The 15,468-nt window shown below is 33.9% G+C and carries 16 protein-coding genes; 13 read left to right on the forward strand and 3 right to left on the reverse strand.

What is annotated here, in order from left to right:
* Together recJ and ACY2V1_RS09585 are read left to right on the forward strand one after the other, a co-directional pair.
* The coding region (gene recJ / locus ACY2V1_RS09580) for a single-stranded-DNA-specific exonuclease RecJ (protein WP_461834573.1) at positions 1-1,313 on the forward strand (1,313 nt) is incomplete at its 5' end.
* A gap of 17 nt (positions 1,314-1,330) precedes the next feature.
* The gene (locus ACY2V1_RS09585; RefSeq protein WP_461834574.1) at positions 1,331-1,537 is read left to right on the forward strand and encodes a YgaP family membrane protein; all 207 of its coding nucleotides are present in this window, start codon (positions 1,331-1,333) and stop codon (positions 1,535-1,537) included.
* A gap of 48 nt (positions 1,538-1,585) precedes the next feature.
* Here the strand turns inward: ACY2V1_RS09585 and ACY2V1_RS09590 are convergent, their stop codons facing one another.
* Entirely contained in the window at positions 1,586-2,326 is a 741-nt protein-coding gene (locus ACY2V1_RS09590) for a DUF6125 family protein (RefSeq protein ID WP_461834575.1), read from the reverse strand.
* A 119-nt stretch (positions 2,327-2,445) separates the two neighbouring features.
* Here ACY2V1_RS09590 and aroL point away from each other — a divergent pair, with 119 nt between their 5' ends.
* From aroL to ACY2V1_RS09640, 10 genes are all read left to right on the forward strand, one after another.
* The gene (aroL, locus tag ACY2V1_RS09595) at positions 2,446-3,069 is read left to right on the forward strand and encodes a shikimate kinase AroL (RefSeq protein ID WP_461834576.1); all 624 of its coding nucleotides are present in this window, start codon (positions 2,446-2,448) and stop codon (positions 3,067-3,069) included.
* Between the two features lies 1 nt (position 3,070).
* Positions 3,071-3,322 (forward strand): SHOCT domain-containing protein, encoded by a 252-nt coding sequence (locus ACY2V1_RS09600; RefSeq protein WP_461834577.1) that lies wholly within the window; start codon positions 3,071-3,073, stop codon positions 3,320-3,322.
* A gap of 256 nt (positions 3,323-3,578) precedes the next feature.
* Positions 3,579-3,917 carry an adenosylmethionine decarboxylase gene (speD, locus tag ACY2V1_RS09605; protein WP_461834578.1) on the forward strand — a complete coding sequence of 113 codons (339 nt, stop codon included), beginning with the start codon at positions 3,579-3,581 and terminating at the stop codon, positions 3,915-3,917.
* Position 3,918: 1 nt separating this feature from the next.
* A complete protein-coding gene (locus ACY2V1_RS09610; protein WP_461834579.1) occupies positions 3,919-4,938 on the forward strand; it encodes a bis-aminopropyl spermidine synthase family protein in 1,020 nt (339 codons plus the stop codon).
* Between the two features lie 162 nt (positions 4,939-5,100).
* Positions 5,101-6,039: a tRNA dihydrouridine synthase gene (locus ACY2V1_RS09615; RefSeq protein ID WP_461834580.1), complete on the forward strand. Its 939-nt coding sequence runs from the start codon at positions 5,101-5,103 to the stop codon at positions 6,037-6,039.
* A gap of 141 nt (positions 6,040-6,180) precedes the next feature.
* Positions 6,181-6,555, forward strand: a complete 375-nt coding sequence (locus ACY2V1_RS09620) for a response regulator (RefSeq protein ID WP_461834581.1) — start codon at positions 6,181-6,183, stop codon at positions 6,553-6,555.
* Positions 6,556-6,563: 8 nt separating this feature from the next.
* Positions 6,564-7,292 carry a substrate-binding periplasmic protein gene (locus tag ACY2V1_RS09625; protein WP_461834582.1) on the forward strand — a complete coding sequence of 243 codons (729 nt, stop codon included), beginning with the start codon at positions 6,564-6,566 and terminating at the stop codon, positions 7,290-7,292.
* A 7-nt stretch (positions 7,293-7,299) separates the two neighbouring features.
* Positions 7,300-9,507 (forward strand): PAS domain-containing sensor histidine kinase, encoded by a 2,208-nt coding sequence (locus ACY2V1_RS09630; protein ID WP_461834583.1) that lies wholly within the window; start codon positions 7,300-7,302, stop codon positions 9,505-9,507.
* A gap of 83 nt (positions 9,508-9,590) precedes the next feature.
* The gene (locus ACY2V1_RS09635; RefSeq protein ID WP_461834584.1) at positions 9,591-10,739 is read left to right on the forward strand and encodes a glycosyltransferase; all 1,149 of its coding nucleotides are present in this window, start codon (positions 9,591-9,593) and stop codon (positions 10,737-10,739) included.
* Positions 10,740-10,771: 32 nt separating this feature from the next.
* Positions 10,772-11,728: a glycoside hydrolase family 130 protein gene (locus ACY2V1_RS09640; RefSeq protein ID WP_461834585.1), complete on the forward strand. Its 957-nt coding sequence runs from the start codon at positions 10,772-10,774 to the stop codon at positions 11,726-11,728.
* 22 nt (positions 11,729-11,750) lie between these two features.
* On the opposite strand, the gene ACY2V1_RS09645 is transcribed toward ACY2V1_RS09640, so the two are convergent.
* On the reverse strand, positions 11,751-12,824 hold the full coding sequence (locus ACY2V1_RS09645) for a phosphotransacetylase family protein (protein ID WP_461834586.1): 1,074 nt from the start codon (positions 12,822-12,824) through the stop codon (positions 11,751-11,753).
* A 149-nt stretch (positions 12,825-12,973) separates the two neighbouring features.
* On the opposite strand from ACY2V1_RS09645, the gene ACY2V1_RS09650 reads away from it, so the two are divergent.
* Entirely contained in the window at positions 12,974-14,053 is a 1,080-nt protein-coding gene (locus ACY2V1_RS09650; RefSeq protein WP_461834587.1) for a ParM/StbA family protein, read from the forward strand.
* A 10-nt stretch (positions 14,054-14,063) separates the two neighbouring features.
* On the opposite strand, the gene ACY2V1_RS09655 is transcribed toward ACY2V1_RS09650, so the two are convergent.
* Positions 14,064-15,431 (reverse strand): sigma-54-dependent transcriptional regulator, encoded by a 1,368-nt coding sequence (locus tag ACY2V1_RS09655; protein ID WP_461834588.1) that lies wholly within the window; start codon positions 15,429-15,431, stop codon positions 14,064-14,066.
* Between the last annotated feature and the right edge of the window lie 37 nt (positions 15,432-15,468).

Genomic DNA, 15,468 nt, shown 5'->3' on the forward strand with positions numbered 1-15,468 from the left:
AAGGGTTAAAAAGATTGGTTGCAGAGGGTGTTAAATTAATCATTACAGTGGATTGTGGAATAACTAATATTGAGGAAGTGAAGTGGGTAAGAGCACAAAATATAGATATTGTAATTACTGATCATCACATGCCAGCAGATGAGTTACCTCCCGCAAATTTTGTTATTAATCCCAAAATAAATAGTAGTGGTTATCAAAATCTGGCAGGAGTCGGCGTTGCCTTTTTGCTTGCAGCTGGATTAAATAATGAACTTCCTGAAAAGATAGATATAAGACAATATTTGGACCTTGTTGCCCTGGGAACTATTGCAGATGTGGTTCCTCTGGATATGGATAATAGGATACTGGTTAAAAATGGTTTGTTAATGCTCTCTGAAACCAGGCGGCCTGGAATAGTTGCACTGAAACAGGAAAGTGGTCTCAAGGTGGGGGCGAAGTTGGGGGCAGAAGAGGTTGGATTTATGCTTGCCCCAAGGCTCAACGCTGCAGGTAGGATGGGTAATGGTAAGGATGGGGTGGAACTCCTTTTAACCCAGGATATGACCAGGGCAAGGGAGATAGCAAGAAAGTTAGAAGAGTACAATAGGGCTAGAAAAAAGGAAGAAGATAGGATATTAAAGGATGCCATCAAACAGGCTACGGAAAAAGTAGATAAGGCTGGTCTTGTTTTGTATGGCCACGATTGGCACGAAGGGGTTGTAGGTATTGTTGCATCAAGGATTTGTGAAAGATTCTATAAACCAACATTTGTACTTACTGGCAAAAATGGAAAAGTAAAGGGTTCAGGCAGATCCATACCTGAGGTAAATTTATATTTAACGATGAAAGAATGCAGGGACGCACTTTTAAAATTTGGAGGCCATCCACAGGCTGGTGGAATTTCCCTTAGCAAGGAACAACTTCAATATTTTGAAGAACTGTTTGTTGAATGTATTGAAAAAATAACTAAAGGTATAGAATTAACTCCACATCTCATGGTAGATAGCTACTTGCCTTTAAAAAATATAGATTATAACTTAATTAAAGAGTTGGAATTACTTGAGCCCTATGGGCCAGACAATCCTGAACCTGTTTTTTGGACAAAAGACTTATTGGTCTTAAAACAAAAGCTAGTTGGAAAAGAACATGTGTTTTTGGAGGTTAGGGATGAGAGGGCAAAAAGGACCATGTGGGCAAAGGCATGGAATATGGCGGATCTCATCCCCCAAGATTTTACTAATAAATATGTAAAGATCGCGTTTTATCCCAGGATTAATACTTATAATGGGCTAATTGGCGTGGATCTTCAACTAAAGGATATTGATGTTGTGTAAAAAAGGAGGTGAAACACATGGATATGCATAGGATTGTTCGGGGTGTAGCAGGATTTATGATAATTTTAAGCCTTATTTTGGCAGTAAGCTATTCTTATTGGTGGCTGCTTTTGACCCTTTTTGTGGGAATAAATCTCTTTCAATCTGCTTTTACCAATACCTGCCCCCTTATGTGGCTTTTGAGAAAATTTGGTTTAGATGAGGGTGAAAAATCAGTTAGTTAGCTGATCATGAATGTGTTTTTATTTAGGGGACGTAAGTCCCCTGTTTTTTTAAATAGTAAACCTCCAGGCACAGAACCAGTCATCTGGGTGTTCATCAGGTGGACAGCCAATACATTCTGTCTTTATATTTGAATCTATGGTTTCAGCAAATCTTCTGTATTCCACTAAGCCTGCTGATTTGCATGGATAATCAGGAAGTCCTTTTCTTTTTCTTGCATTCTGTACCCTACATTTTTTCATGTAAAATTCCAGGGTGTTCTCATTTGGCCATTTTATTTCCTGTACATTTAAAAATGCATACATCCTGAAATTAAGTGCCTTTTCTAAGCCTTTTAATCCGGGATGTTTATCTAGTTGTAAGAATCTCTTTATAGACCATGCCTCTAAAGGAGAAAACCAGCACCAACAAGAATCATTACACCTTTTTGCATCATTCATATCTCTCTTTTGTTCTACACTCAAAAACCACAGGCCATCATTTGCAATCCACATCTTGGATACAGTTTCCATTATTTTGTAGAGATTTTCATCATCCATATTTAATAAAAATTCTGGTAAAGAATTTTTAAAAGGTATATTTAATTCCTTTTGAATCCTTCTGCTATGAACCTTTTCTCCTTGTGTTAAAACGTCGTTTAAGATATTTAAAGCCTCTTCAAAGCCAAATTGGTGTTCTACTTCTTTGAACCAGAACACGTGGTGAAATATAAGCCTGTGGATCATGTTTAGCGCAAAACGTGCCTTTTCTTCCTTTGTAAGATTTAACTCCTGGAAATTGATAAGCGACATCACTCAACCCTCCTTTGGTTTACAAGTTAGACTAAATATTTTAAATAATTTCCTTGCTGAGAATTTGTAATTCATTTTTTATTTAGTTGCAATAAAATTAAAAATATTGGAGATATGTTATGGATGGTTTTATGAAAAAAGAGTTTGTTGTGGATGAGCCTGATTTGAAAACTGTTTATAAAATTGGTGGTGCTAAGAGGGGATGGAAATTTGATCCAATGTCCCACAATATCTTTTTTATTGGACCTCGGGGTAGTGGCAAAACAACCTTGGGCAGGATGATAGCAAAAGAGCTTAATATGAACTTTGTGGATACAGATGAGGAAATAGTGAATGATATTGGAATGGATATAGAGAGATTTGTAAGGTCTTATGGATGGGAAAAATTCAGGGATATAGAGAGTAAAGTATTAAAAAGGGTGTGTAGCCGAAAATCTTGTGTGTGCGCAACTGGTGGAGGAATTGTTTTAAGAGAAGAAAACAGGAATTTGATAAGGGAAAACGGATTTGTATTTTACTTAATGGGAGATGTTTTAACCTTTGAAAAAAGGATTTTGTCAGACGAAAAGAACAAAAATCGACCACCTCTAACAGATTTGTCTTTGAGGGATGAGTTGGTAGTTACCTTGAGGGAAAGAGAGCCATTATATTTGTCAGTAGCTCATTTTATATTGAGGGCTGATAAGGATATTGATGAGTTAAAAGAGGACGTGTTTAGATTTTTAGGTGTGGAGGCGAGATAATATGAGCTATTATCATACATGGCCATTTGGTTTGGGGGTTAGTGATGGATTATTATTTATTGTGCTAAAATTTTTATTCATTGGACTTATCCTTGGATTTATTATATTTATTCTAAAATTGATTTTAGGTCCTTCACTAAAGAAAGATATTCCATTAGATCCCTCTGAAATTTTGAAAATAAGGCTGGCAAAAGGGGAGATTTCAGAGGAAGAATACAATAAATTACGATCTATAATAAATAATGAAAAATAATGTGCCAAGCTTGAGGGCCTTTTTCCTTGACATAAGGGAAAATAGGAAGTAAAAAATCTCGTTTCTGCAAATATTTTTTTGTTATCTCCGCAAAAGTTTTGATTAAAATTTTAAAAAAGGCCTTATTGTTTTTTTTGTAAGGTGCCAATCCATTTTGCTAATGGAGTTTTTTATGGAATGTCTAAAAATTATATTTGGGCAGGGGGTGTTTTGCATGGGTTTAACCTTTAACTTTTACTAGGTACAGGTGGTGGCCATGGTTGTAGGAAGACATATTATCGCAGAATTGTATGGAGTTAAAAAGGACCTCATTTCCTATGAGGACAAGGTAAGGGAGATCTTAGAAGAAGTCACAGAAAAGGCGAAATTTAATAAAATAGGGTCCATGTACAAACAATTTCAACCTTATGGAGTGACTGGTGTGGTTCTTGTAGAAGAATCACACGTATCCATACATACCTGGCCTGAATATGAACTTGTTAATTTAGATGTGTTTACTTGCGGTGAAGTATCAAAGGTGGATAAGGCCTTTGAATTGTTCTTAGAAAAATTTAAGCCTACATCATATAAGCATCAGGTAATTGATAGGGGTTAAAATGGATAGATTTAAAAATCAGGTGGTACAATTTTGTAGCAAAGGTGATATTTCCATCTATGAATTAATTGAAAGACAGGATTTTTCTCTTAAAGAATTTTTCCAAAAAATCAGGCAGTTAGAGCGGGAAGGTATAATAGAAATTGAGGGGAGAACTGTAAGGCTGAAGCCAAAATATCGAGATACATATAGTAATCTTAGCTCAATAGAAGATGTTAAATGTAGTTGTTGTGAAAAAACAGGAATAGAAATCAAAGGGTATTTTAAAGAACTTTTAGATAGGTGGAATCAGGTAACTAATGGTCGACCTGAAGCAATTGAGGTATTTGATCAGGGATTTATATCTCCAGAAGGGGTAATCAGAAGGGTTGCATATATTTATGATAGGGGAGATCTTTTAGATTCAGAAATATTCATAATGGGTGATGATGACCTGCTCTCCATAGCCCTGGCACTTACTGGACTTCCAAAAAGGGTCCAGGTAGTTGAGATAGATGAAAGATTGGTAAATTTTATAAATAAAGTGGCAGAAAAAGAGAACCTGTCTTTAAGGGCAGAAGTCTTTGATGCCCAACAGGCACTTCCTGATAAATTTAAAGGTAAATTTGATGTATTTATAACAGATCCTGTTGAGACCCTTCCAGGCTTTACCCTTTTTGTATCCAGGGCCACATCGTCTTTAAAGGGAATTGGATGTGCAGGATATTTAGGACTTACTACCATTGAAGCGTCTAAGGAAAAGTGGTTTGAAATTGAAAAAAGATTTCTGGAAATGGGATTTGTCATAACTGACATAAGACGGAGATTTAGTGTATATCCTCTGGGCGATATAAGTTTTTCCAGATATCAAGAAAAGTGTCAGGTTTATAAAGAGATAGGTGTCAAGGCTGATAGAGATTGGTATACTTCCTCTTTTATAAGGCTTGAAGCTGTTAAACAACCAAAACCCCTTGTTGAAGGGACCCATGTAATAGATGAAAAAGTATATAAAGACGATGAGAGTTTGGCAACTCCTTATTAAAACAAGAGATTTTATTGGCAGATAAAAAGAAAAAGGCAACCTAAAGATGAGGTTGCCTTTTTCTTTTTCCTTAATTTAAATATTATGGGTTTTGAAGATTTTTTAAATACACCTATAAAAATTGGTGAAAAAACATTAAAGAACAGGCTAGTCCTTTCCCCAATGGCATCTCTCACAACAATAGCCCTAAGAAAGGTTATATCAAATTTTTCCCTTCCAGGTCTTTTATACACTGAGATGTGTCTCGCCAAAATAGTTCCTACTGAGAATAAAGAAAAATCAACGGTTTTTAGATGGAGAGAGGCTGAAGAGGATATATTGGTATGTCAGATAGTGGGAAATGAACAAGAGCATATGGTTAAGGCTGCTCAACGCATTGAAGAAGAAGGACTCTTTGGCGTGGATATAAATATGGGTTGCTCAATATCCCGTTTGTGCAAAAAAGGGTATGGAGCATCCTTATTAAGGGAGCCAGATAAGGCCATTCAAATAGTCTCATCCATAAGAAAGGCTGTTAATATTCCTATTTTAGTTAAATTCAGGACAGGATGGGATGATGATCCTAGATTTCCAATGGAATTTGCAAAGAAATTAGAAGACGCAGGCGCTGATGCTCTGATTTTCCACCCAAGGGTGGCTCCAGATGTTAGAAATAGGCAGCCCAAGTGGGAATATATATCCCTTGTGAAAAAATCTGTTTCCATACCTGTTTTTGGCAATGGCAATGTGTTTTCCAAGGAACATGTAAAAAAAATGTTAGAGTTAACTGGATGTGATGGAATAGCCCTGGGCAGAATTTCAGCAGTTAGGCCTTGGATTTTTGCAGAAATTTTAGATGATTTTGTCCCAGCCCCTGAAACTTTTTACACAACTGCGTTAGAAATGTTAGAAGAGATATTTACATATTTTGAGCCAAATAGAGCTGTTAAGCTATATAAAAAATGGTCTTTTTATTTTTACTCCAATTTTTTTTACGGGCACTCTTTGTTAAAAAGTATTTTAAAATCAAATTCTTATAAGGGGCTAAAAGAGGCCATAAAAAAAACACTAATCCCTCTTCCTAAATTAAATGCTACACCAAATTTAAATCTTCTCCATTAATTTTAAATTTTCGTTGCCAATTTATAATACTTAAGTTATTGTGTAAATAATCGAATATCAGACGACCTCTAACCTATATATGTTCACTATGAGCTAGAGTTCCATCTCCTGAAAAAATTAAAAAAAAAGAGGGGGTGGAAAGTGGATAGTATTAAAGAAAAAATTTTAATTGTAGAAGATGAGATGGGAATGTCAGAGACTTTGGAGCTATTGTTGGAAGACTATGGTATTGGGTGTGAAATTGCCAGTACTGGTGAAGAAGCATTGGATCTGTTAAAAGAGAGAAAATTTAAAGTAGCGCTTGTAGATATAAGGCTCCCAGGAATAAATGGCCTACAATTTATAGAGAAAGCACATGAGCTAAATTCGGATATGTCCTTTATAATTTTAACAGGTTCCCTCGAGTTCAACCCAACGCAAATCTCTCATATTGATAAAGTCAGTAAAAAGACCTTTTATAAGCCTATTTCAAATTTTTCAGAGTTAATTGAAGAGGTTTTATTTTTACTAAAATGATAAAAAAGATGAGAAAATTTTGCTGGGTTACGTTGTTTTTGGTTGTGATTTTAGTAAAGGTAGGTGTTGCCCAGAAGCTAAAACTTCTGTTTTTTCACAGACCCCCATATTATATTTATGATAAGGACGGTGTGAGGGGGATCATTTTAAAAAGGGCCATTTATGTTTTAAAACAGGCAAAAGTGCGGTTTGAACTGGAGCTTTCAACTCCAAATAGGATTATCGCTTTTTTTAAAAGGGGAGATAAAAATATATGTTCCCCTGGGTGGTTTAAGACAATAGAGAGAACTAGATGGGCAAAATTCTCTATTCCAATATACGAAAACAGGCCTGTTGTTCTTTTAACCGGTAAATGGAATAATGGGCTAATTAAAAAACACTTTTTATCTGATATATTTAGGAGTAGATCCCTTACGTGGGGTAGAATAAAAAATTTTTCATATGGAGATGTGATTGAAAAATACCAAAAGAAGTTCAGACCAAAAGTAGTTAATGTAGACGGAAATCAATTGAATTTGATAAATATGTTGAGGTATAAGAGATTTTCTTATATATTAATATCTCCAGAAGAAATTGATTTTTTGATTGCTTCAGCAGGGTATGATAAAAAAGATTTTTTAATTACACATTTAAACGATGTTAAAGAAGGAAACAAAAGATATTTGATGTTTTCTAAAGATATTTCAGATAGTTTAATAGAAAAAATAAATAAAATCATATTTAAATTATACAAATAGATTTTTTATGAAAAAGAAAAGTATTATAGACTTAGTAAGATTACATTTAATTTTTATTGTTCTGTCTGTATCATTTATAGTATTATTTTCAAATTATTATATATTTAAATCAAATCTTGAAAAAAATTTTGTATTACAGAAAAATAAATTAATTAATAATATAAAAAATATTTATGTATATCCATTATGGAGATTAGATAAAAAAGAAATTGAACTTTTATCAATTAGCTATATACAAAATAAGTTGATAGCTGGGATTGATGTAGTATCAATGCCATATAAATCACATCTATTCAGATATAAAGGAAAACAACAAATAAATGTAGAAACTGATCATATACCTATTTTTTATGAAGGTAAAGAAATAGGATATGTAACTATAACCTTTAACAAAGATTCAACTTCTAAATTTATTACAAATTTATTAACAACTAACATCTCTTTGGTTTTTTTTATAATTATTTTTATCTATTTTTCTACGAATTTGATTTTAAAAAATAATCTAGAAGGACCAATATCAGTTTTGGCAAGTGCAATTTCAAAGGTAAAACAGGGTGAATATAATTATTCTGCTCCATCTATGGAGTTTGTTGAATTTAAGCCAATTTTTGATTCTGTTGTGGATCTGGGACTAAAGATAAAGCAGAGGGAAAGAGAACTTAAACAAAGTGAAGAGAAATTTAGAAATCTAGCTGAAAATGCACCTTTGGGTATTTTAATTTATCAAGGAGAGAGGTTTGTGTATTGTAATAAGGCCAGTACTGAGATTTTTGGATATACTAAAGAAGAAATCATGTCTAAAAAGTTTTGGGAGTTTGTATCTTTAGAACAACAGGACATAATAAGACAGAGGGGAATTTTAAGACAACAGGGAAGGCTCGACTTACCCAACAGATATGAGTTTGAAATTTTGGCAAAAGATGGAAAAAAGAAGTTGTTGGATTTTTGTGTTTCTGTGATTGATTATGAAGGAAAGCCTGCTGGATTGGTGATTATTCAGGATATTACAGAAGAGAAAAGAATTCAAAAGGAATTGGAAAGACTTAGAAATATGCTTCAGAATATAATAAATTCAATGCCATCTATGTTGATTACAGTTGATAGGGAATTTAATGTGATTTATTGGAATAAGTATGTAGAAAATATTTTAGGAGATATAAAAGTAAAAAATTTAAGAAACAAAAATTTTTTTGATGTTATTGATATGGAAGATGAACTAAAAGATAAACTAAATAAGGCTATTTTAGCAAGAGATGTTCAATCTTATCTAAGAAAGTCAGAGGATAAAGATGGATCTGTAAAAGTTGAAAATATAATAATATTCCCTCTAAAATCTAATGGTGTAGATGGCGCTGTTATAAAGATAGATGATATTACAGAACAAGTAAAATTTGAAGAAATGTTAGTACATTCGGAAAAGATGATTACCATAGGTAATATGGCATCTGGAATAGCACATGAAATAAATAATCCATTAGCTATTATTATGCAGGCATGTGATGTGTGTTTAAATAGGTTAAAAGATACATCTAGAAATAGAGAAATGGCAAAACAAATGGGTATTGATTTCGATTGTCTTAAAAAATACATTCAGGATAGAAAAATAGATAAAATGCTTTTTAATATAAAAGAAGCAACAATGAGGGCATCAGATATTATAAGGGGGCTTTTAAGTTTTACCCATGGATCTTCAGGAATAGTTGATAATATAGATATAAGAGAAGTTATGGAGATGGCCCTTACAATGGCGTACAATGATTATAGTTTAAAGAAAAGGTATGATGTCAAAAAAATAAAAATAAAAAAGGAATATGAAGATGTACCTCGAATTTCATGTGATCCCATAAAAATGCAACAGGTGTTCTTGAATATTATAAAAAATTCTGCTCAGGCAATGGCTGGTATGGAACACCCTGAAATTACAATTACAATTTCTGAAGTTAAAGATGGCATGGTGAAAATTAATATAAAAGACAATGGTCCTGGAATCCCTAAAGATATTATCGGTAATATATTTGACCCATTTTACACAACTAAACAGGTTGGTGAAGGCACTGGATTGGGTTTATATATTTCGTATTTTATAGTCACCAAACAACACAAGGGAAAAATTTTTGTGGATTCAGCACCAGAGAAAGGAACTGCTATAACTATTTATTTACCTATTTCCCCTTGTTTAGAAAATTTTACAACATATCGCATGCTTCCCCAATAATATCCTACCTTTGACAAAAGATATCAACTTGTTATTATATAAATTAAATAGTCTAAATTAATTTACGGAAAGGAGTGGGGAAAATGCGCATAGCTTTTGTATCAACATATCCACCAATTGAATGTGGTATAGCCACTTATACAAGTTTTTTAACTGAAGCTTTGAGGGCTAAAGAGGTAGATGTTTACATTATATCTCACTATGGTGGGCAGGGAAAAAATGTATTTAGTTGTTTTGACTATGAAGATAGAGATCTCTCCTACAAGATATTTGACATGATAATCAGGCTTTCCCCTGATCTTGTCCACATACAACATGAGTTTAATCTATTTGGCAGACAATATGGTGTTTCCATTGTTCCCCTATATTTTCAATTAAAAATGACCAGTATCCCATGTGTTACCACCCTTCATACTATTTACGAGAAAAATATTTTTGAACACAAGATCTTATTTTCCTGTTTTTTAAATTATTCAGATAACGTGATAGTTCACGAAAAATTCCAAAAGCAGGCCCTAATCAATGAGTTAGATAGGGTAGATGGGCTTGATGAGAAAATTTCAGTTATTCCCCATGGAGCCAGAGAATTAAACAATATACCTGATGCAAAAAAGAAATTGGGTATAGATGAAGATACAAAAATAGTTTTAATGATAGGTTACTTTAGTCCATATAAAAATTTTGAAAAAATTTTAGACCTTTGGCCAGAGATTGTTAGGAAATATGATGGAAAAGTACTTTTGATAATTGCAGGTAAATTAAGGACTATAGCCTACTTGGATTACAGAAATCTATTGTTTGAAAGAATTAACTCATCTCCGGCAAAAGAGCATATAAAGGTAATAAGGGGACAGATTTCTCAGGATTCTTTTGATATTATAATGTCTGCGGCCGATATAGTGGTCCTGCCGTATAAGAAGATCTCTCAGAGTGGGATCTTTGCCCATTGTATGGCCTTTGGAAAGCCTGTTGTAACTTCTTTTAATAAGACCATGGAAGCTATTTTCTCAAAATATAGAGCAGGTCTAATGTGTAGAAATAAAAACGAATATGTTGATAATATTTTGTGCTTGTTAAGAGATGAAAAACTTTATAATGAACTTTCCCGCAATGGGAAGTTGTATGTAAAAGAAAAGATTTCATGGTCATTGGTTGCTGACAAACATATATCTATTTACAGGAGGCTAATAGAGCCATCGATATTAAATGTGTCCACCATTTGGATGGATTAATTAGTGATAATTTTGTGTAATGAGGAGGATCCATGAAGAAAAAATACCAGTTGGAGATAATTAAAAGACACCCTCTAAACCCTATAATAACCAGAGAAGATGTGCCCTATCACTGTAATACAGTTTTTAATGCTGCTGCATGTAAATTTAAAGAAGATTATTTACTTTTATTACGCATTGAAGACTTTGAGGGTAAGAGCCACCTGACCTTGGCCAGATCTCATGATGGTTTAGATTTTAAGATTGATAAAAAGCCATGGATAGTGCCATCAAAAGACCCTTATTTTGAACCTTATGAGAGGTTTGGGGTAGAAGACCCGAGAATTACTCAGATAGATGGGAAATATTACATAACATACACAGCCTATGGGCCATATGGAGTTAGGATAGGTATAGGAGTGACTGAAGATTTTGAAAAATTTGAAAGAATAAGTCTTGCCACAGATGTTGATAACAAGGATGGAGTGCTTTTTCCACAAAAAATCAAGGGAAAATACGTGATGATAACAAGACCAGCTGGTCGTGGGGGAAAGATGAATCTTATGTGGATTACCTATTCTCCTGATTTGGTTCACTGGGGAGAGAGCAGGGTGCTCATGTTTTTTTCTCCAGGTGCCTGGAGTGCTTTTAAAATGGGTGCATCAACTCCACCAATTTCAACTGAAAAGGGCTGGCTAGTCTTTTTTCATGGGGTTAAACTTGCAGGGGGAGGCCTTATTTATAGAGTAGGTGCTATGCTCCTTGATCTGGATGAGCCCCATAAGATTATTGGATATACCCCATATTACATCTTTGGTCCAAATGAAATATATGAAAGGGTTGGAGATGTACCAAATGTGGTATTTCCATGTGGAACTATCTTAGAGGATGACGGAGAATTAAAGATATATTATGGAGCCGCAGATACCTGTATAGCACTTGCTACTGCTAGTATTGATGAGCTAGTTGAAAGTTGCATAAAAACGCCACGGGAGTATAAAAGACCCTAAAAAAGGGGGAATTAGTTTCCCCTTATTTTTCTAGCCCCAATCTTTTTTTTAGCGCGGTCCAATCTATATGTTCTTTAACCAGATTAAAACCATAATTTAGCTTTTGTTCATCTCTTAATTTAATAGTTTCAAGGATAAAGTCCATTTTTTTTGCAATAGTATACGTATCGTCTTTAACTACCAATATTGGAATATTTAAATCTTTTGCTCTATTTAAGATAATATCAGTGGGATAAATGTTACCTGTTAAAATAAGGCATTTGCATCTTCCCTCCAAAGCCACCAATTGTAAATCAGATCTATCACCTCCCACAATTACAGCTGGATTATTTTTCTTTTGATAATGGTACATAAAATTTTCTATCTGCATAGTCCCTATTATAAAGTCAATAACAAGCTCATCTAATTTGTTTTGGCCAGATATAATATTTCCTTTTAGTCTTTTTGCCAATTCTTTTATAGGTATTGCATATAAAAATGGGTCTTTTGGAATTACACCTAACACATCAATATCTTTTTTATTTAATAAAGGTAAAAGTAAATTGTTTACTGTATCCATAATGCGTTTTGGAACTGAGTTCAAGATACAACCAATAAGCCTATGTTCCAGTATTTCTTTAGCACTTACTAAATAGTCATAATAAAATTCTTTAAAAAATCTATCAATTAATATCACTTTTGCCTCAAGTGCATTGGCTACATCAATACCAGCAACATTGCAGTATTTACCTGCATGTAAAAAACTACCAGAGCCACTTATGAGCATAAGGTCGTTGTCTTTTTTTAGTTTTTCATATGCATTTAAAATTTTTCCCATGAAATCAGGACATCCTTTTTTAAACACTGAAAGCTGTAGATCTCTGGTAACAACAACTGGAGTAACCAGTTCGGGATCATTATTCAGACCCAGGATCTTTTGTATAAAGAGCGCATCTTGATCTATTACCTTGTCTTTATTTTTCGTGGCTGGTGATGTACCAACAGGCTTTATAAACCCCACCTTAAAACCTAAATTTTGAAAATAGCGGCCAATAGTTAATGTAATTAAGGTCTTGCCTGCGTATCCAGACGTGGAACCAATATAAAGTGCTATCATCTCCCACTCCTTGATTTTATATTTTTTTCTTTGCAAAAGGTTAACAAATTGTTTAAGAAAAGCCAAGCAATGAAATTAGATAATATAATATGCTTTATAATTTGAATGCTATTGGCTTTAAACTCAGGGAAATAAGGAGAAAACAATCCATGAGACCAATTGGTATAGATGTGGGATTTGGTTTTACTAAGGCAACCAATGGAGATGAATATGTAATTTTTAAATCAATCATTGGTGAGTACACAGATATTCAATTTGATTTTTTATTAGAAGATAATCAGTTTGAGCAAAATTTACAGGTAAAATTGGAAGATAATATGTTTTTTCTTGGGGAGCTGGCAGAAAAACAGTCCTTGGTCAGACAGTATACCTTGGATCAGGATAAATTGGTCAGCGAATTCGTCAAAATCCTAGCGATATCGTGTCTAGGAATGCTCACAGATGAAGTGGAGACAGTTAATGTGGTTACAGGACTGCCTGTTGGATATTACAGAAGAGATGCAAAAAAGATTCAAGAAATACTCCAAGGATTTCACAAGATTGAGTTCCTTTCAAAAAAGGGTAAGGGAAGGGAAAAAAGGGTAAATATAGCCAAAGTGAAGGTGGTACCTCAGCCCATGGGTTCAGTATTTAACCTCTTATTTGATGAACAGGGTAGAGTAACAAATAAAAAATTGGTAAGTCAAAAGATCGGAGTTGTTGATATTGGCTTTAGAACTACGGATTTTGTATTACTTGATCATTTAAGATATGTTGAAAGGGGAAGCACTACAACAGATAATGGCATGTCCAAATGTTTTAGTTTAATAGCTAATAAACTAAGACAAAAAGCAGGTGTCAGTATCGAACTCTACAGATTATATGAAGCGATTTTTTCTGGCTCCATAAAAATAAAGGGAAAAGAATATAATATCATAAATTTAAAAGAACGGGTATATTCTCATTTTGCTTCTCAAATTGCCAATGATATAAACAGGGTGTGGGAGACTGATTGGGATATTGATCTCATTGTTTTAACTGGAGGAGGGGCTAAAGAACTTTTTAATTATATAAAACCCTTGGTGGAAGGAAACATAATTTTAGTAGAGAGCAAGTCTGATCCTCGTTTAAACAATGTAATGGGATATCTAAAGTATGGGATATACGATCTAAATAAGTTAAGGAAGGAATCTGCTGTTGTGGGAACAAAAGGACAAAAAGTGGAAGAAGAGAAAAAGGAGCAAGACTAAGCCAAATGTTTTAAACAATACCATAAGACTTTAGTTTTTTGTGTAAATAACTTCTCTCTAAACCAATTAGTTCAGATAATCTGGAAATATTGCCTTTAGCTTCCTTTAATTTTGAAGCAAGATATTCTCTTTCAAATTCTGATTTAGCTGTCTTGAAATCCATATCCAGAAATCTGGCATCACTACGTTTGTTTATTAGATTAGAGTAATTTTTATATTCCTCAGGTAGGTCAGATATATCCACTTCTTTTCCAGCATACAATATCAACATCCTTTCTGTAAAATTTTTAAGTTCCCTTACATTTCCTGGCCAGGGATAGTTAATCAATTTAGACATAGCTGATTTTGTAAATTCTATAGGTTGATATCCATTTTCTTTACAAAATGAATCTATAAATTCATTTATTAAGATAGGGATATCCTCTTTTCTATCTTTTAAATCCGGGACATGAATTGGGAATACATTTAATCTATAGTATAAATCTTCTCTGAAGCGGCCTTGTTCAATCTCCTTTTTTAAATCTTTATTTGTTGCAACTATAACCCTTACATCCACTTCTATGGTCCTGTTTCCACCTACACGTTCAAATTTTTGTTCTTGTAGAATCCTTAATATCTTGGCCTGTGTTTTGAGGCTCATGTCTCCGATTTCATCTAAAAAAAGTGTGCCCATATGGGCAAGTTCAAATTTCCCTACGTGGGATTTATGTGCACCGGTAAATGCACCTTTTTCATGTCCAAATAGCTCGCTTTCTATTAGTTCTTCTGGTATAGCGGCGCAATTTATGGCTATAAGTGGCCTATTTGCACGTTTGCTTTTTTTGTGTATTGCCCGTGCAACTATTTCCTTTCCAGTTCCATTGGAGCCTGTTATAAGTACCCAGGCATTCGTTGGAGCAACTTTCTCTATTTGTTCCCTAACTTTTGAGATTGCCTTACTTTTGCCAGTCAATTCATCTACAATATCACTTTTTACCCTATATCTTAATCTTTGGTTTTCAATGGTAAGTTCCTTAAACTCCAAGGCCTTTTTAGCTGCTACAACCACTTTTTCTAAAGAAAGAGGCTTTTCAATAAAGTCAAATGCCCCTAGTTTTATGGTTTGAACAGCGGTTTCAATATTCCCATGTCCAGATATCATTATTACAGGGATGTGAGGTACGTCCTTTTTCAAAATTTTCAAAACATCTACCCCATCCATGCCTGTGAGCCATATGTCTAAAAAGATTGCATCAGGTTCTGCTTTTGTCTTAATAAACTCTAATGCCTTTTCTCCACTTTCAAATCCAATACACTTGTATCCTTCATCCTCCAAAATCCCTGAAAGGGAGATCCTGATGTCTTCTTCGTCGTCTATTATCAAGATCAAGGATTCCATGAAATTTCTCCCTTAACTTAAGTTTACAAACTTTATT

It is taken from the genome of Desulfothermus sp., assembly GCF_053993635.1.